Genomic DNA, 19,155 nt, shown 5'->3' on the forward strand with positions numbered 1-19,155 from the left:
CAAAACTTTGAAGTTAGCACAAAACCCGCATGAAGTTTAGCCGGTGTTACCTTACGTTTTTTTCGTTTTTAATTCAGATTCTTTTATTACAATCGTGTTTCCCCAAATATCTCCTAATCTTTGATTTTTATCTGTATTTTTTATTGTTATTATTCCGATAATACCAATAAACAACATATCTATCGGATCAAGTAAATGTCTTTTCAAAGATTGATTAAAAGTGGGTTTTTTGTATATATTTTCAGAAGTTTCATTTTTAAATAAATTTTCGATTGATATAGGTTTTAGTCCAACTACAAAATTTCCAATTGTTGCACCAAATAATTGTTCAATTCCAATTGTCATTATTCCCCAAAATAATAAAGGAAAAAGAGCTAAAACTCCGCTTACACTATAATTTCCTTCATTGTCAACTTCTCCATAAGTAGTAATAAATATAAAGATAAAACAAAGAATAAATGAATAATCTATTATTCCTGCTAAAATTCGAATACCAATATTTTTCTCAGTTTTAAACTCAAAATTGGATGTTTTTGTTTCGATATTTTTCATTTTAAATGTAAGGTAACGGTTTTAGCTAGGAAACGTAGCGTTTAAACTAGCCGATTAGTTTTCAGATTAAAACTACACAAAATAAACAAAAAACCAACTTTGATTAAGCACAAAAAAGCTATGTTTTTTAGCTGTTGTTAACTTATGCAATTTTTCAAACTGAAAAATTCACTAGGAAAGAAGAAGTTTCCAAAATATCCGCAACAACTTCAAAGTTACATTGCTACGATAATTTCAACGTTTTGCTTGGTAGATATTTATCGATTAAAGACAAATCATCAACGAAGCGATTTTAGCGTACATTTCAGCACGTAACTTAGTGAAACAACTTTTCGTTTCATTAGATATTTTTCAAATAAATAGCAAAGAAATATTTATATGACTTTCACGTACACTTCAACACGCAATACAAGTTTACAAATCATTATCGGCTAGAGAAAATTATCAATTACTGAAGTTTTTCCAATTCATTTTTTACGCAGACAAAAGGCTTTTTTCAGCTCAAAAAGATAAGTTTCGTTTTGATTTTTTTTGAGTGAGCACTGGTTTCAAACTTATGAATACCGTTCAATTTAAACATCCGCGTAAATTTCGACAGAAATTTCAAGGATTGTTTAAGTTAACGGTTTTGGCTAGGCTTTGTGCGGGGTTGAAAATCGACAAGATTTTCGAACACGGACTAAGCCGAAGCTTTTTGTTTGGATTTGTATTATTTAGTTAAACTAAGCCAAATCAACAAGATTTGGCGACTAAGTAAATATACACAAAACATTGAAGTTTGCACAAAACCCGCATGAAGTTTAGCTGGTGTTGGCTAATGTTTTTTATTATAATATTCATTCAAATAAATACAATAAAGTAGAATGTTTCGTTCTGTATCATTTTTGTAATTTATTTTTTCAATTAGTGATTCAATGATTTCGTTATTAAACCCACCATTTATCATAACATTATCTAGATTTGAAGATAATTCAGCACCGTGAAAGTTCATTTTTTTACTCAACGGAACTCTAAAACATAAATCCCAAGGATACCTAATCGTAGCTCCTGGAGTTTCAACTAAACATTTCATAAAAGGAACAATTTCCTCAGCTATTTTTTGAACTCCTTTTTTATTAATTATTCGATAATTACTTTTCGTACTTTCTTTAAGTTTATATTTTGTAAGTATTGTCCTTTCAACTTTTTTCAAAGAATCAAATAAATCAAAACTTGACGTTAAGTGTATTATTCGACCTTTATATTCAAATGAGTTAGCTTGATTAAAAGACTCTATTATATTTTCATTAACACATAATTCTATTTCAGTATTAGTAGTTTTGGACAAACTACAACTCGATAAAATTCCTATTATTAATAATAAAATAATTACTGTTTTTTTCATGCTGAAATATTTGCCAACGGTTTTGGCTAGGCTTTGTGCGGGCTTGAAAATCGGCCAGATTTTCGAACACGTACTAAGCCGAAGCTTTTTGTTTGGTTTTGTTTCTTTGGTTTTCACAAAGCCAAATCAACAAGATTTGGCGACTTAGTAAATATACACAAAACTTTGAAGTAAGCACAAAACCCGCATGAAGTTTAGCCGGTGTTAGCTGTAGTATTTAATACGCTCCTAAAATGGCTTCATCAATTTCTTCAAGTATTGTTTCTTTTGTTTGATGATCTTTTCTTAAAATAATTAATTTTAGAATTAAACCCAAAATTAGAATTTGAAACTCTCCTAATTTATCAGTATCAAATTCTTTATTTGAAGCATGATGTACATATGAACTTCTAATAACGTACATTTCTTTTAACAATGCTATGATTTTTTTTCGTTCATTTATATCTTTAGTACTTAATTTTGATAGATATTTTGTTAAACTATCTAAAATAGGAACATTAGAATTGGGAAGAAGTAAAGATTCTAATAAAGTGAATAATTCTACTATTCTTCTATTAAGATTGCTGATAGATATTGAATAAGAGAAAAGTTGGATAGAGTTACATATTAAGGATTCTAATTCTGAGAGTTCACTTTTTTTGTCTATAGCTAAAAGAAAAGAATGAAATAAATTTAAACCTCTGTTAGAAATTATAGTCCAAGTTTTATCATTTATATTTTGATTTGAAGGTTTTCTAAATTTTTCAATATTGATACCATTAGGGTCTTGAGAGTCAAACACCAAAATTTCATTACTTAAGTTCTCAGTTGTTCTAGAATCGATATCTAAACTAGTTTTTAATTTAGGGTAAGCTATTGTATCAAAGCATAGTTTTAGACAATCAACAGCAAGAGCACATTTTTTTAAAGCTTTTTCTTTAGCCTTATTTTTTTCTGCTTTTATTAAATATGAAACAAAAACTTCTCCTTTATATTGCTCAAAAAGTTTTTCTTTATTATCATTTTTAAAAAAATTTTCATCAACATAAGAAAAATGGACATTTCCAATTTTAAAAGGTTTAATGATTTCAAGATATAGCATTTTAAATTGAATACGATATTCTTTTATTTCAGCCTCAATATTATCCATAAGATAATTTGAAAATGAATTTTGGGCCTTATTGTTTTTTTTAATATCAATTATGTATTTAAAAGATATTCTTTCTAGAAACTCAAAGCTTACGATATCTTTAAAATTCTTGTCTTTATGAATGTTCTTAAGAAATTTCAAGAATTTTGTGTAGTTAATTTCATTTAAGCCGATACAATCAGAATCTAAACACTCTTTTTTAGAAATAGTTTTTTCACCATTCTTTTCAGATATTATAGTTGGTGCACTTACCAAATATTCAGATAAATCGAGACTGTCTTTTAAAGTTATTGAACCTGTATACTTTTTTTTCGTAGTAGTTGGTTCTGTTGAGTTTTGTAATAATTCAACAAAGTTAAATATTTCCGAATTTATGTAATCTTGTTTTTTTTGGTGTATTTTCACGGATTTTTTCAGTATTACAGCTAACGGTTTTGGCTAGGCTTTGTGCGGGATTGAAAATCGACAAGATTTTCGAACACGGACTAAGCCTAAGCTTTTTGTTTGGATTTGTTTCTTTTAGTTTCACTAAGCCAAATCAACAAGATTTGGCGACTTAGTAAATATACACAAAACTTTGAGAAAGTACAGAACCCGCATGAAGTTTAGCCGGTGTTAGCCACTGGTTTTTTAATCTATTCTAGAATCTACATAAAATCTTAATCCTAATTCTTTATTTAATATTTCAATTTGTTTATCTGCTATATACTCAAAATAACTAATACATTGTAAATGTGGAACATTTTTTTCCATTTCATTTAGCCAAACAAAACCACCACTAAATGAGGAAGCAATTTCTTCATTTATTAAAAATCTAATATATTTATTCTGTATATCATCAGTTCGTATATGTGCCCAACCTCCGACGTCATTATAGTAACCATCAGAGCTTCTTTTTAATTTTGTTTTATTATGAAATTCATTAGCAAATTTAATAGCTAATGATCTGCATTTATTTATTGTTATATGAATTTTTTCTTTTTCAGAATCACTAATATTTTCGTATTTATGTTCATAATAAACTGAATTTGGTAGGTTTTCGATTGATGTAACAGAATTGTTCTTTAAATAACTAATAGCATCTTCTAAGATTAAATATTTAATTTTATTACAAAATTCTTGTCCACTAGGGCAATACCCAGAATCTAATTGATTTTGAATAATAGGTTGTATTTCTATCGCTTCTTTTTTATTCTGTAAAATAATTATAGCTTCATTAAAATAATGATTAGAAAATATTGGTAAAGCGCTCGTTAAAATTGAATTATTATGTTTGTCATCTCTGATTGAAAAATTATCAACTTCAAATTTCACCCTCCATTCACGCTCATGTGTCCAGTCATTTCCTTTTTCAAGATCAAGTTTAACATATCTATACTGTTCTTTATATGGTATTACATTAGGATCTATGATCCTATTAAATATATTTTCAAAAGAAAAATTATTATCATTGCTTAATCCTGAAATAACGGGTCTACCTCCATAGCTATAAACATCTTTCTTTAATAAAGCTATAGCGTAATTTGTTATTCTTTTATTATTTCTGCTTTTAGAATATTGAATAAAATTAATTAAAGGCATTTCAGTAAGACAAACTACAGGAGATTTTCCGTAAATGGTTTTTTTTCTATTTCGATAGGAAACACCAGCTCTCAATCCTCCTTCTTTTATAATATTTATCAAACACTCAAATTCATTTTTAATCTCAGAATCTTCCTGTAGAGGATAATATGGCTTTATTAATTCATTATTTTTGTCTTTAGGTAAATCTGAATCACTAGGTTCTCTAAGAAAATGAATCAAGTATTTAGAAATATCTGTTCTCATTTATTTACTTGTGGCTAACGGTTTTGGCTAGGCTTTGTGCGGGAAGAAAATCGCCAAGATTTTCGAACACGTACTAAGCCGAAGCTTTTTGTTTGGATTTGTTTCTTTTGGTTTCACAAAGCCAAATCAACAAGATTTGGCGACTTAGTAAATATACACAAAACTTTGAAGTTTGCACAAAACCCGCATGAAGTTTAGCCGGTGTTGGGCACAGTGTTTTTTATTTTAATCTAATATTCTTTCATAGATCAATTCGTTCTGCTTCTTAGATATTGAAATTCTGTCCCAAGTCGGTGAATATCCTTGCTTATTTGGTTTATAGTACTCATAAACGTAATTCCATTTGTCTTGATAAGTCACTACAAATTCCTTTTCTGTTTCTGAATATCTTGGCTTATCAGACCTAATGTCAAACATTTCGTCTACGCTGTCTCGATAATTGTCTGATTTTATAATCCAATTAATCAATCTTCTTTTGTCATTTTCCGAGATTTTCAATTCAAAGCGGTGGTAGAAGTCTCCAATACCAGTCATTTCATTAGATTCAATTTCAAAGTCGTCATTTAGTGTTATACAGTGTTCATTCAAACTTTCTGTTACGTCAGATTTGAAAAACAGATAGTCTTCAAGTAAAAAAGACAAAACGGGTGTCGCAAAAATCAGAGCTATAAAAAAGGCAAGTCCAATTCCTAGTTTTCTTTTACCATACTTTCTTGGAATCCAGTAACCAAGAAATATCAGTCCACCAACAATTAATAGTGTGAGTAGAATTACCAATAACCAAAATCCTATGAAAGAGTACATTTGTTAATTTTTCTATCGTTTTATCACATTGTGCCCAACGGTTTTGGCTAGGCTTTGTGCGGGATTGAAAATCGCCAAGATTTTCGAACACGTACTAAGCCGAAGCTTTTTGTTTGGATTTGTTTCTTTGGTTTTCACAAAGCCAAATCAACAAGATTTGGCGACCTAGTAAATATACACAAAACTTTGAAGTTAGCACAAAACCCGCATGAAGTTTAGCCGGTGTTAGCAACTGTAATTTTATTGTATAATTTTTATCGAAATTTGAAATGTTCTATTTTGAAATTTTATGTCTTTTTCAATTTCGTTGTGATTTTCATCAATAGTCGTTATTGGACCTTTGATAACTGAAGTTAATCCATGAACATATCTTCCATTTATACTTATAAACTCATTGATAGGAAATTCCAAACCAACTGCTATTCCCAGATCAATTTCATTATCCCAAAACTGTGAAATATCAATTGCTTTAGTTTCATATTTAGCTTTAGCTGATAACAAATATCCCAATTCAGCACCTGTTTGTAATTCAATTTTTTTATAAACTTTATACCCTATTAAAATGGGCAAGTTAATATAGTCAAAATGAATTTTTCCTTCACTAGATGGATTGGCATTTTTATCTGCTTTAGTTTTAAATCCTTTTCTAGAGAATAATAATTCGGTGTTTAAAGAAAATTTTTCGTTTAATTCAATTTTAGAAAATACTCCTCCATGAAAACTTAATAGATTTTGGTTTTTTTCAATAGACTCACCTACTGTTACATTATTTGTGTAGTTAAGTCCAGCTTTAACCCCTAATTTATTTTGTCCAATTGACTTTAATGTAATTCCCATTAATATTATAATTAACGGAAGTCTTAGAATTTTCATTTTTAGTTTTTTATTGTTGCTAACGGTTTTGGCTAGGCTTTGTGCGGGATTGAAAATCGGCCAGATTTTCGAACACGCAACTAAGCCGAAGCTTTTTGTTTGGATTTGTTTCTTTGGTTTAAACTAAGCCAAATCAACAAGATTTGGCGACTTAGTAAATATACACAAAACTTTGAAGTGAGCATAAAACCCGCATGAAGTTTAGCCGGTGTTGGCTAATGTTTTTCATTTTCTAATTTATAGATTTCTCCATTATTATTTACATTATATTTCCACCAATAGTTAGTATAATTTACAGGTTTATCTAAGTGAATTAATGATCTTTTAGGATTCTTTTTTAAAAACTGAACTACATATAATTTCTTTTTATTTATAGGTAAAAGTTTTTTTGAAAACTCTCCAAAAATAGAGTGTTTATACTCAATAGGTTTATTGTCGTTCCAATAAGTAAAATAGATTTCTCCTTTTTCAACTTTAGTTATTTTTCCCAATACATAACCACAATCTTCAGAATCTAAAAAAAAGGAAGTTTTCGAATACGAATATTTTTATAATTATTGTATTCACATTCAATCATTAACCTTTCTCCAATAGTATGATAACCAGATATGTTAGTTTTATATATTGTATCGTTAATAGTATATTTTATTACCGAATGTAGTAATCCTTTTCCTCCACCAATTTCTTTATCAACAACAAGAGCATCAACTTCAATAATCTTTGTATTGTTCCAACTTTTATAATCTTTGTATTGGTATGTTTTATATAATACAACTATAAATGAAACAACTACAAAAAGACTAATCGTAAAAATTAAAATTTCTTTTTTTAAATTTCTATGATTGTTTTTCATTAATTTTCGAAATATAATTTAATTAAAAATATATATAAAGTTTTCATTTTCAAATATTTGCCAACGGTTTTAGCTAGGAAACGTAGCGTTTAAACTAGCCGATTAGTTTTCAGACTAAAACTACACAAAATAAATAGAAAACCAACTTTAGTCATTCACAAAAAAGCTATGTTTTTTAGCTGTTGTTAACTTATGCAATTTTTCAAACTGAAAAATTCACTAGGATAGAAGAAGTTTCCAAAATACCCGCAACGACTTCAAAATCGCATTGCTATGATAGTTTCAACGTTTTGCTTGTAAATATTCATCGATTAAAGACAAATTATCAACGAAGCGATTTTAGCGTACATTTCAGCACTTAACTTAGTGAAACAACTTTTCGTTTCATTAGATATTTTTCAAATAAAGAGCAAAGAAATATTTATATGATTTTCACGTACACTTCAACACGTAATACAAGTTTACAAATCATTATCGGCTAGAGAAAAATTATCAATTACTGAAGTTTTTCCAATTCATTTTTTACGCAGACAAAAGGCTTTTTTCAGCTCAAAAAGATAAGTTTCGTTTTGATTTTTTTTGAGTGAGCACTGGTTTCAAACTTATGAATACCGTTCAATTTAAACATCCGCGTAAATTTCGACAGAAATTTCAAGGATTGTTTAAGTTAACGGTTTTGGCTAGGCTTTGTGCGGGAAGAAAATCGCCAAGATTTTCGAACACGCAACTAAGCCGAAGCTTTTTGTTTGGTTTTGTTTCTTTGGTTTCATAAAGCCAAATCAACAAGATTTGGCGACTTAGTAAATATATACAAAACTTTGAAGTAAGCACAAAACCCGCATGAAGTTTAGCCGGTGTTGTACTTAGTTTTTTTAAAAAGGTAAATCAACTATTGTTTTTGATTTTATAGCTCTAACTTTCAATAGGTATTTTTCTCCATAAGGTGTTAACTTCCAGTAAGTGTTTTTATCTGAAACTGCTCTTTTTTTTGTACCATAAGTTATTAAACCTAACGCTTGTAGTTGTATTTTAATTGAATCAAATACTACATGATATATAATAATTTCATCATAAGTTACAAGTGATTTGTACTTTTTCGGAACAGAATGATAATAAACTAATTTTACTTTATCATTAAATTCATTATCAGTGCATTCTCCAATCATATCTGTTCCAATGTAAGAAAATATCTTATCCCAACTAGCCTCTAAATGTATTTCCTTAGTTTCTTTTTCTTCTTCTATCCATATATCAATTGGTTGAGAATATGTTTCACTTCCTTGTGAAAGGAATTTAGAGTCTTCTGGAGCACTATCTATTAATTGATTTTTTTCATTTTCTAATTCTTGAATTCTACTTCTAAGATCTTCTATTTTTCTAAATATTTTTTCATCTGCTGCATATTTACCAGGAATCCATCCATCAGAAGGATGTTTCTTTTTCAATTGTATAAGACTTCTTGAAACTTTTCCTCCTAAATCCTCAGGTGTCTTCCAATATTTACAGTGTTTAGATTCTGCCTTTGTTCTAAATAAAGTTAATTTTTGTTGATTTTCTTCAGTTTTTTCAATTTTATTGGCTGTTAACCCATCTAAGTCTTCATGTAGAAAACACATTATCGGTTTGTTAATACTCAAAGCATAGTCAAATTCCATTTCGGTATAACTAATACCATTCTCATTTTGACTTCCATACTTACCAGAAATAATTAGGATATAATAATCTGAATTGTCAATTACTTCTTTAATTAATGTCCAAGCATCTTCATCTGTGGCTGGAAATAATTCCATGCCTGATGGTATACAGTCTAATTCAAGTAATGCATGAATTACATGCTGTCTTTCATTTATTAAATCTTTATATGTAGATGAAACAAATACTTGATGTTTTCTTTCCATAAATGTCTTATCCTGATATAGGTTGCCCTTTTTTTAGGTTGATTATCTTCTTATCTAAATAGTAAGTTCAGGTAAATTTACATTATTTCTACGATATGATTTGTATTTGATGTTTGGATTTAGATGTACTTCAGCCGGCTTTCTTAAATCAAGACTAAAATGCGTTCTAAGATTATTATAAATATAAACAGCTTGTTTTGTCATTTTCTGAGCAATAGCTGTGTTTTTGATTGTTAATTTTAGTCCGTATTCGTATTTCAAAGTTTGATTAATTCTCTCAGCTAGGGCATTTTCATAAGGGTCGTATTGTTCTGTCATACTCATTGTCATTCCATTATTTTCAGCAAATTCGGTGTATTTGGGGTTGCAATATTGAAACCCTCTATCTGAATGATGAATAAGTTTTTTATTAGGGTATTTCCTGTTTTTAATAGCCATAGCGAGCGCTTGGGTACAAAGGGATGTTCTCATATGGTTTGCAAGGTTATAACCCATAATTTGCTTAGAATAGGCATCTGTTACCAATGCTAAATAATTATGTCCATGTTGGGTTTTAATATAGGTTATATCCGTCACCCAAAGCTGTTCAGGTCTTGTAGGTACTTGTTTTTTTACGATGTTTTTATACTTTCTAAACTGATGATTTGAGTTTGTTGTAGTATGGTAGTTTTTAATCCTAGGCACCAGCAAGTTATATTGTCTTAAAAAACGATAAAACTTGTCTCTTCCGATGTATATATTTTGTCCAATCATCTGCTCTTTAAGTTCTTTATGAAGTTTTATACCACCAGATCTTTGTCCAACATTTTTACGATATTTTTGGACCATTATGATTCTTTTTTTATCGTTTATTTCTTTGTTTTCGAGTGTTTTGATTCTTTTGTAGAAGGCTTGTTTACTGACCCCGAAGCATTGATAGATCCATTTTCTTTTAAAAGGTTTATCTTCTTTATTTCTATCTCTTTTGCTAATGTTTCGGGCAATGACTTTTTTGACATATCGACACCTGTAATGATTTCCATATCTGCAATGATATCCTGTTGAAAGTCTTTTACAAACTCCAATTCTTCAATACGTTGCTTTAATTTTTTTATTTCGTTTAGTTTACTCATACCTGTATTTTGTTGATGCAAAGTACTGTATTTATTTAACCAATAAGAAATGGTAGATCTAGAAATGTTATATTTCTTAGCAGCAAAGTTTACAGATATTTGACCATTTTGAATTTGGTCAATGACAAATAATTTGTGTTGAAAAGTAACTTTTTCGTAGTTTTTTTTTCGACAGGGTGTTTTTTTGTTTGTGTCCATAGTTTAACTAAAGTGTTTAATTTTTAGTCAACCTATTTCAGGAAATTACAAAATATTAATTAAGTACAACGGTTTTGGCTAGGCTTTGTGCGGGCTTGAAAATCGGCAAGATTTTCGATTACGGACTAAGCCGAAGCTTTTTGTTTGGTTTTGTTTCTTTGGTTTTCACAAAGCCAAATCAACAAGATTTGGCGACCTAGTAAATATACACAAAACTTTGAAGTTTGCACAAAACCCGCATGAAGTTTAGCCGGTGTTGGCATTAGTTTTACTTCAATAATTTAAATGCGCTATCTACTAATGTTTCATATACAAAAGTTGCAGTTTCTTTATTTATAGCTTGACTCAATGCTAAATCCATTACTTTACCTTTCACTAGTTGAGACCAAGTTTTCTTGTTTAATTTTTTAGATAAAGTTCTTAATTCTTCAATTTCATTAAATATAATTTCCTGACCATAACCTAATTCACTTAATTTAGATAAAACAGTATCAATTTTTTCGTTTATTTCATGTTCTTTCTTTTTAATTTTAATTCGGCTATTTTGTTTATTAATTCTTTCAATGTATGCCGCTCCTTTTACTGATATTTTTAGTAAATCTTTCGATTTATAGTCATTTTCTTCAATTCCATAACCTCTTTTTTTTAAGTTTTCTGCAATTTCAATAGGTTCATTATCTCTATATTCAATTTCATTTATGTCAAATATCATTGATATAGAATAGAAATTATCACTACTAAATAATTGATATAGTTTTTGTAATATAAAAATTATTTTGTCTTCAATGCTTGTAATTTCAGGCTTTTCTTGTTTTTTTATGATGTCTGATATAGAAAAATAATCAGAAGTCTTTTGTAAAGCATTGATTTTGTTATTTAGATGTTTTGTGAGATATTCAGTATGACTAGCTGGGTCTCTTTTAAAGTTCTTTTTAAGAATACCATATGTTATCCAATTTTCTGTAACGGTATGTTCAATATCAGTCGTTAAACTTTCAGGTAAGTTAAGAGTATTGTTTTTTAAAAATTTTAGAGCCTTTTTTTCCCATAAATTCGTTTCATGTTCTAAATCATTAGGAATGGAAATGTTTTTATCCAGAATAGCTTTACCTTCTGTAACATAATCTCCTAATTTTTCATAAAATAAATTAGTATCAAGTGTAATTTCAATCATCAATTTTTTATTAATGCCAACGGTTTTGGCTAGGCTTTGTGCGGGATTGAAAATCGACAAGATTTTCGAACACGCAACTAAGCCGAAGCTTTTTGTTTGGTTTTGTTTCTTTTGGTTTTCACAAAGCCAAATCAACAAGATTTGGCGACCTAGTAAATATACACAAAACTTTGAAGTAAGCACAAAACCCTGCATGAAGTTTAGCCGGTGTTAACTAAAGCATTTCTTCAGAAAGAATAAATGATTGAAAAGACTCATTATTTAAAGTAAGACGATTTTCAAAGAAAACATAATGATTTTCTACAGCTACGATAATTTCAAACACGTTGCTCTGGTTTAACATTCATCAAAATATTAAAATGTTATTTAGTTATATATATTTCTCAAAAAGTGATAATTTCTCACAATTACGATAACATAAAGCTTAACACCATTTATCAGATTAAGAAAATTTATCAAATAATTATTATTGCGTAGCTGCGTTAATTCAAACACACAGAGATTAGATTTCAGCGTTTTTAAGAAGTTTTCAAACAAAATCAATGTTCTTAAAGGACTAAATAAAAAAACGGCGAAGCCAACCTTAAAATTCACTTAAACGACTTTTTCATAGCTACGATAAATTCAATATTTATTTTACTATGAATTTATCAAAAAATAGGAGAGAGGAAGTTATTTTAAGATTCAAGAATTAATTTCAAAAAAAGAAGTTTTCAAACTCAAAACGTAGCTACGATTTTTGTTTTAGTTAACGGTTTTGGCTAGGCTTTGTGCGGGAAGAAAATCGACAAGATTTTCGAACACGTACTAAGCCGAAGCTTTTTGTTTGGATTTGTTTCTTTGGTTTTCACAAAGCCAAATCAACAAGATTTGGCGACTTAGTAAATATACACAAAACTTTGAAGTTTGCACAAAACCCGCATGAAGTTTAGCCGGTGTTGGCTGTAGACTTTATCAGTTCATAAATTTTCAATTCATTGATTTTGCTTTCTCCTGTGTTAATTGATAAAAATGATTTATTATTTAAGTTAAAAATACTTTTTATAAAAAATGAATTTTCAAATAATCCAATATATATTTTGTCTCCAAAACTAGGTGAAAATAAAAAATTTCGGCCACTTGTTACTTTTTCAGAATTTTCTTTTGTTTGGATTATAATATAGTTTTCAGTTCTTTTAATTAATTTCCACTCAGAATTATTCTCAACGAATGATATTATTTTATGAATTGCTTTTTCCCTGTGAAAATCTTCTTCTATTTTTTTAATTTTCAGTTTAGAATTAAAGTATAAATAGGAAATGAAAGAAAGTACAAGAGTAAAAACACCTATTTTGTCTAATGGATTTTCATATAAATTAAATTTTTCAAAGGGTAATTTATCTATTCCGTTTGTTAAGGAAAGAAAAGATATTCCAGTAAAAAGTATAGATGTTCTATAAAATCTTAATTTTTCAGAAATTGAAAGATTAATTTTATTATTAAGAATTATTTCTTTTTGAATATTGTTTTTTCTTGCTGAGTTCATTGTTTACAGCCAACGGTTTTGGCTAGGCTTTGTGCGGGGTTGAAAATCGGCTAGATTTTCGAACACGGACTAAGCCGAAGCTTTTTGTTTGGTTTTGTTTCTTTGATTTCACAAAGCCAAATCAACAAGATTTGGCGACCCAGTAAATATACACAAAACTTTGGAGTAGGATAGAAGCCCGCATTAAGTTTAGCCGGTGTTAGGCTTTCGTTATTTTTTCGGTGATAGATTTCATCTCTTTCTCTAATTTACTTTTCTTTATGAACTCTATCATTCCTTTCTTTATTTTTAATTTCGGTTTATATAATTCTGTAATTCGCTTGACTTTTTCTTTGTCAGTTTTTTGATAATCGTGTCCAAAGGTATTTAAGAACTGAATTATCAATAAATGACAAACTCTCAAAACGTTTAAATTTTTATCATCATCAGTATTTTGAATATTTGAAAAATAATTAATCACTTTCTCTAAACTTTGATATTCTCTATCCATAACTTCTTTAAAGTTCTCAAAGCTTAATATTTTTCCTCTTTGAGTTACAAGAATACAATAGTCAGCTAAATTGTTTTTAAAGAAATGATTTGTATTATGGGCTTTGTCATAGTTTAATTCCTTTAGTAAGTCAACATCGGTAAATATGTCTTTAAAAGTCTTGATATATTTTAAGAATAAAACATCGTCTTTTTCGGCAATTGTAGTGTCAATTGAAATTGTGTCTTTCTCAGTCTGAATATTCCAGTATAGGAATTTTAAAAAACGGTAAACAAAGCTTTTAAGATAGTACTGTTCAGTTGTATTCCAATCATTGGTGGAAACCTTGTGCCAATTTTCTCCCACGTGTTGACTGAAATTCCAAAGTCTGTGGTTCAGTTCTTCAGCAGAATTTAAAAGTTTCATTTTGTTTTGAGCTATTTCTTCTTTTAGTTTCTTTTTTTGCTCAAATTCAAATTCCTTTTTTAGTTTAAAATTCAGAGTATATCTTTCATAAATGATTTTGGTTATCCATCCAAATATAAAAGTGAAAACAGGAATTAAGTAAGCTGAAAAGTCAATGTTTTTTATTGTTTCTATCATTTGGTTGGTATCAGTCATAATGAAGCCTAACGGTTTTGGCTAGGCTTTGTGCGGGAAGAAAATCGACAAGATTTTCGAACACGGACTAAGCCGAAGCTTTTTGTTTGGATTTGTTTCTTTGATTTCACAAAGCCAAATCAACAAGATTTGGCGACCTAGTAAATATACACAAAACTTTGAAGTTAGCACAAAACCCGCATGAAGTTTAGCCGGTGTTAGCTACCGTAATTTTCTATGAATTTCTAATGTATCCTAATTTTTGTAAATCTTTAATACTGTTTGTTAAATGTGTTTTCCCATTATTTATAACATATAAACTATCACTAATTTCAGTTATATGCTCGTACATATGATCTGTTATAATAATTCCTTTATTTTGTTTTTCTCTAATTATTAGTTTTTTAATTGTTTCAATATGTACAGGCATTACTTGAGAAAACGGTTCATCTAGCATGCAAAATTTAGTTTTAGAGACAAGTATTAAATAAATTTCAATAATTCTTCTTTCTCCACCAGATAAATTTTTCAGTTTTGATTTGTAATGCTTTTGAAATTCAGGAAAAAATGATGTTAAATCTGAAAAATCTAGATTAAAATCTTTCAATAACCTTTGCACTGTTAAATACATAGGAATAAATTTATTTTGTGGAAGATATCTAATATCTTTTGGAGAACGAGCAGATTTAAATAACGATGAATTATTAATTCTTATAGATTTATCATCAGGAATAATTTCTCCATATATAATTTTCATGAGAGACGATTTTCCTGTTCCATTTCTTCCTAACAGTCCTGTTATTATTCCAGTTTCACTTTTTAAATAAACATTATTTAGAATAACTGTAGATTTAAATTTAAGGAGAACACTATCTATTTCAAGAATATTTTTCATGTGAATTTAAGTGTTAGAACTATTATTGTTATGAATAAAGATAAATCAATTGTAAAGGTTGAAATCCATAAGTTTTTTTTAGAAAGTCCAAGATTTTTATAATAAAAAAACTCTTCTTTTTTATGGTTATTTATATAGTAATAAGTAAAGCTCAATGTGAATATTTTAAACCAAAATACTGCTGTGATTCCTCTAATTCCCCATGTGATAATAATCGATACACAAGCAAGATTAATCATAAAACTTAGAAAAGCATATAATCTATAAAAAATCAATATCAATCTGATGATTTTCATTATGGTAGCTAACGGTTTTGGCTAGGCTTTGTGCGGGGTTGAAAATCGGCCAGATTTTCGAACACGTACTAAGCCGAAGCTTTTTGTTTGAATTTGTTTTTTTGATTTCACAAAGCCAAATCAACAAGATTTGGCGACTTAGTAAATATACACAAAACTTTGAGAAAGCACAGAACCCGCATGAAGTTTAGCCGTTGTTGTGGGTAGTTGATTATGGATGATAAAAGTCTATAAACTTATTTAATGGTTCAAACCAAATATATAATCCGCCTCCACTTTCATCATATGGTAACAATAACAAATTGTCATTGAAATTATTTAGATATTCTTCATATTCATTTTTTTCAATAGTTAATCCTTCTCTTCGTATAGAACTTAAACCAATATTTATTTGATATTCTTTTAAAGGTAAATTAAACATTTCCATACTTCTAGCGATAGTATACTTTGTGGCCATATATCCTTTTATAAAATAGTTTTCATAATTATCAAGAATTTCATGATCTCCAATTCTCAAGTATGGATTTTTATGAGTTTCAAACCAAATTTTTTTGTTCTCTTTTGAGAATGAATATTCTAAAATAAATTCATTAAATTTTTTTTCTATTACTGTTGTGTGAATAGTATCCTTACCCAATAAATTGTCATAATTATCTATAGTTGAATTAATGATTTCGATATTTTTATAAGTAAATTTTTTAATGAATTCAAAAATCTCAACAACTGTCTCTTTGTCATTATTTGTAAATTCAGGATATTTATTTTCAAATAGTTTTATTGTTTCTGCAGCTAAAATTTCTTTTTCAGATAATTGATTTATATTAAAATTGTCTTTGGATTCATACCATTCCATTGCACTAAAATATTTGTTTAAATCTTCTGATTTAAATTTCATACCATGTCTTGCAAAGATTTCATTTCTGTAAATTCTCATTTCGGATAGAATTTTATCTTTCGACTGAGAAAATCCAGTGATTTTAGACATTATAATTATAATAAAAAGAATATATTTTTTCAATTTTATAATTTTTTCAGCAATTGCCCACAACGGTTTTGGCTAGGCTTTGTGCGGGGGTGAAAATCGACGAGATTTTCGAACACGTACTAAGCCGAAGCTTTTTGTTTGGATTTGTTTCTTTTAATTTCACAAAGCCAAATCAACAAGATTTGGCGACTTAGTAAATATACACAAAACTTTGAAGTTGGCACAAAACCCGCATGAAGTTTAGCCGGTGTTACCTACAGTTTTTTATTCCGATTAATTGCGAAAACCAAAGTCGAGTTTGGTAAAAGTTTTATTGTTTTTCTAATTTTGCTATCATAACGATTCATTAATTCTATTTCTTTCGTAATTCTTATAATTAGATATTCAGCATTTTTTTCAGATTTATAAGAGTATTCAAGTCCGTTAATGACTAAATCACAAGCTCCATCGATTAATGATAAATTATAATATTCTCCATTAAATTCAATTCCAATCGAGTTTGCGTAAGCGTAAGTTTCGTATTTTATTTCCGTTTTTCCGCTTGTTGTTTTTCCAGTATATTTTTTATAACTCACATCATAAACTTCGTCTTCATCTTTTTCTATTTCCAATTTTGCGTAACTGCCTTGAAAATCTAATAAAGATTCCTTGTTTTCAGAATCTCTCACAATTAAAACTCCGTTTATCGTTCCGCTAAAATTTCCCGATTCTAAATTTTGAAAAACAGAGTCAAATCCGTTTCCATCTGTGTATCTTGAATCATCTTGTCCAAATAAGAAAAATGACATAAAAGTCAGAAGAATTATAAATGAAATTCGAATGTTTTTCATAATTGTAGGTAACGGTTTTGGCTAGGCTTTGTGCGGGAAGAAAATCGGCCAGATTTTCGAACACGTACTAAGCCGAAGCTTTTTGTTTGGTTTTGTTTCTTTTGGTTTCACAAAGCCAAATCAACAAGATTTGGCGACTTAGTAAATATACACAAAACTTTGAGAAAGCACAGAACCCGCATGAAGTTTAGCCGGTGTTACCCAACGTTTTATTCAGTTTTTATATTTACAAATTATCTATAAAGGATTTATTATGTTCCTTTTTTAAATATTTTTTAACTAATTTATTATAGCATTCCTTTTCAGATTCAGTTTCACAATTCATTCCGAATGTTTCAATGTTATACTCATTTTTTAATATCTTTTCTAATTCAGGGTTAAAGCTAGTTAAACATTGAAAATATTTAATTTTTTTATTTTTTAAATCAGTTGCAAATCTTTTTTCCATCTTTTCACAAGTGTCTAATTCTCCATATTCCGCATAAATTTTCCCAATTCTAACACTTTCAAAAATTTGAATAGAAAGAGATATATTTAAAATCAAGCATATTGTAAATCCAGAAATTGCTAATGTGATTAGTAAATTTCGCAATTTTTTACTCAAAAAGAATATTCCAATTGATAAAACTCCAATTCCAAAAAACAATTTAGAATATTTCAATTCTGGTGGCTCTAAACTATTTTCAGCTAATGCAAAATTTTTATTATATAATAAAAATATAAACCGTAAAATTCCTAAAGCTAGAATTATATATTTCGTTCTTTTGTTCATTTTTTGTTAATGTTGGGTAACGGTTTTGGCTAGGCTTTGTGCGGGCTTGAAAATCGGCCAGATTTTCGAACACGGACTAAGCCGAAGCTTTTTGTTTGGATTTGTTTCTTTGGTTTCACAAAGCCAAATCAACAAGATTTGGCGACCGAGTAAATATACACAAAACTTTGAAGTTAGCACAAAACCCGCATGAAGTTTAGCCGGTGTTGTACACTGTTATTCTTTAATCAAATAGTCAGATATAATTTCACAAAGTCTTTCAGTCCAAACAAATCCTGTCGAAGATAAATCAAGAACAAACCATCCTAGACCAACAGACATGTACAAATGTTTTCTTACATGTTCAACTTTATTTAAGTCTGTATCTCTCCAGTTTATTAGAGCATAAATATCACTAGTTGGTAATTTTTCAATGATAAATGAAATTCTCCAAAATTCATCTTTCGAAATTATGTTATTACCTACTAAACACATTGCTTTTCCAATAATTTTAGCTTTAGATTTTGTTTCAAGATTGTCAATTATTGAAATTAATTTTTCTCCAGCTTCTTCTTGAAATTTATTATCTTCTAATTTTTCAATTATATTTTCTCTTTGCTTTGATGAGAGTTTGGAAGATTCATTTAAAAAATACAAAAGTTTAGTAATAAATCGATAATCTCTAATTGCAACACCTGTATTCCAAACACCTGTTGCAACATTTATAACAGGAATGTCTTTTAGTAATCCATTTTTTAAAATAGAGTCAATTCCGACTTCAAGTAAATCTTTTCCTACAACAGTCAAATCAGACTTTGATATAGTTTCGACTAAAGAACTAGATAATTCATTACTATCTTCTTTCATTGATTTTTTTTTTAATAGTGTACAACGGTTTTGGCTAGGCTTTGTGCGGGAAGAAAATCGCCAAGATTTTCGAACACGTACTAAGCCGAAGCTTTTTGTTTGGTTTTGTTTCTTTGGTTTCACAAAGCCAAAT

General features: G+C 28.7%; 19 protein-coding genes. All 19 read right to left on the reverse strand.

The window, feature by feature from the left end; all coding sequences use genetic code 11:
- Positions 1 to 51 precede the first annotated feature (51 nt).
- On the reverse strand, positions 52 to 552 hold the full coding sequence (locus tag ACXGQT_RS01870; protein WP_457829715.1) for an RDD family protein: 501 nt from the start codon (positions 550 to 552) through the stop codon (positions 52 to 54).
- Between the two features lie 814 nt (positions 553 to 1,366).
- Positions 1,367 to 1,936, reverse strand: coding sequence for a hypothetical protein (locus ACXGQT_RS01875; protein WP_457829651.1), 570 nt, complete (start codon positions 1,934 to 1,936; stop codon positions 1,367 to 1,369).
- 217 nt (positions 1,937 to 2,153) lie between these two features.
- Positions 2,154 to 3,470: a hypothetical protein gene (locus ACXGQT_RS01880; protein WP_457829716.1), complete on the reverse strand. Its 1,317-nt coding sequence runs from the start codon at positions 3,468 to 3,470 to the stop codon at positions 2,154 to 2,156.
- A gap of 225 nt (positions 3,471 to 3,695) precedes the next feature.
- Positions 3,696 to 4,868: a hypothetical protein gene (locus ACXGQT_RS01885; protein ID WP_457829717.1), complete on the reverse strand. Its 1,173-nt coding sequence runs from the start codon at positions 4,866 to 4,868 to the stop codon at positions 3,696 to 3,698.
- Positions 4,869 to 5,117: 249 nt separating this feature from the next.
- Positions 5,118 to 5,480, reverse strand: coding sequence for a hypothetical protein (locus tag ACXGQT_RS01890; RefSeq protein ID WP_457829689.1), 363 nt, complete (start codon positions 5,478 to 5,480; stop codon positions 5,118 to 5,120).
- A gap of 456 nt (positions 5,481 to 5,936) precedes the next feature.
- Positions 5,937 to 6,569, reverse strand: coding sequence for a porin family protein (locus ACXGQT_RS01895; protein ID WP_457829694.1), 633 nt, complete (start codon positions 6,567 to 6,569; stop codon positions 5,937 to 5,939).
- A 215-nt stretch (positions 6,570 to 6,784) separates the two neighbouring features.
- Complete coding sequence (locus ACXGQT_RS01900) at positions 6,785 to 7,060, reverse strand: hypothetical protein (protein WP_457829687.1); 276 nt, start codon at positions 7,058 to 7,060, stop codon at positions 6,785 to 6,787.
- 23 nt (positions 7,061 to 7,083) lie between these two features.
- Positions 7,084 to 7,422 (reverse strand): hypothetical protein, encoded by a 339-nt coding sequence (locus tag ACXGQT_RS01905; protein ID WP_457829718.1) that lies wholly within the window; start codon positions 7,420 to 7,422, stop codon positions 7,084 to 7,086.
- Positions 7,423 to 8,294: 872 nt separating this feature from the next.
- Positions 8,295 to 9,320, reverse strand: coding sequence for a DUF4062 domain-containing protein (locus tag ACXGQT_RS01910; RefSeq protein ID WP_457829719.1), 1,026 nt, complete (start codon positions 9,318 to 9,320; stop codon positions 8,295 to 8,297).
- 54 nt (positions 9,321 to 9,374) lie between these two features.
- Positions 9,375 to 10,241, reverse strand: a complete 867-nt coding sequence (locus ACXGQT_RS01915; protein ID WP_457830793.1) for an IS3 family transposase — start codon at positions 10,239 to 10,241, stop codon at positions 9,375 to 9,377.
- A complete protein-coding gene (locus ACXGQT_RS01920) occupies positions 10,169 to 10,630 on the reverse strand; it encodes a helix-turn-helix domain-containing protein (protein WP_457829545.1) in 462 nt (153 codons plus the stop codon). Before ACXGQT_RS01920 ends, ACXGQT_RS01915 begins: the two co-directional genes overlap by 73 nt.
- Before the next feature lie 268 nt (positions 10,631 to 10,898).
- A complete protein-coding gene (locus ACXGQT_RS01925; protein ID WP_457829720.1) occupies positions 10,899 to 11,999 on the reverse strand; it encodes a hypothetical protein in 1,101 nt (366 codons plus the stop codon).
- Between the two features lie 733 nt (positions 12,000 to 12,732).
- Positions 12,733 to 13,329, reverse strand: a complete 597-nt coding sequence (locus ACXGQT_RS01930; protein WP_457829721.1) for a hypothetical protein — start codon at positions 13,327 to 13,329, stop codon at positions 12,733 to 12,735.
- 199 nt (positions 13,330 to 13,528) lie between these two features.
- A complete protein-coding gene (locus tag ACXGQT_RS01935) occupies positions 13,529 to 14,401 on the reverse strand; it encodes a hypothetical protein (protein ID WP_457829722.1) in 873 nt (290 codons plus the stop codon).
- A 232-nt stretch (positions 14,402 to 14,633) separates the two neighbouring features.
- Complete coding sequence (locus tag ACXGQT_RS01940) at positions 14,634 to 15,293, reverse strand: ATP-binding cassette domain-containing protein (protein WP_457829708.1); 660 nt, start codon at positions 15,291 to 15,293, stop codon at positions 14,634 to 14,636.
- Positions 15,294 to 15,800: 507 nt separating this feature from the next.
- The gene (locus ACXGQT_RS01945) at positions 15,801 to 16,574 is read right to left on the reverse strand and encodes a YARHG domain-containing protein (RefSeq protein ID WP_457829597.1); all 774 of its coding nucleotides are present in this window, start codon (positions 16,572 to 16,574) and stop codon (positions 15,801 to 15,803) included.
- A 254-nt stretch (positions 16,575 to 16,828) separates the two neighbouring features.
- Positions 16,829 to 17,362, reverse strand: a complete 534-nt coding sequence (locus ACXGQT_RS01950; RefSeq protein WP_457829596.1) for a hypothetical protein — start codon at positions 17,360 to 17,362, stop codon at positions 16,829 to 16,831.
- A 268-nt stretch (positions 17,363 to 17,630) separates the two neighbouring features.
- On the reverse strand, positions 17,631 to 18,176 hold the full coding sequence (locus tag ACXGQT_RS01955; protein WP_457829723.1) for an FEKKY domain-containing protein: 546 nt from the start codon (positions 18,174 to 18,176) through the stop codon (positions 17,631 to 17,633).
- A 216-nt stretch (positions 18,177 to 18,392) separates the two neighbouring features.
- Entirely contained in the window at positions 18,393 to 19,022 is a 630-nt protein-coding gene (locus ACXGQT_RS01960; protein ID WP_457829724.1) for a hypothetical protein, read from the reverse strand.
- Positions 19,023 to 19,155: the final 133 nt, after the last annotated feature.

The organism is Wenyingzhuangia sp. IMCC45467 (assembly GCF_054111205.1).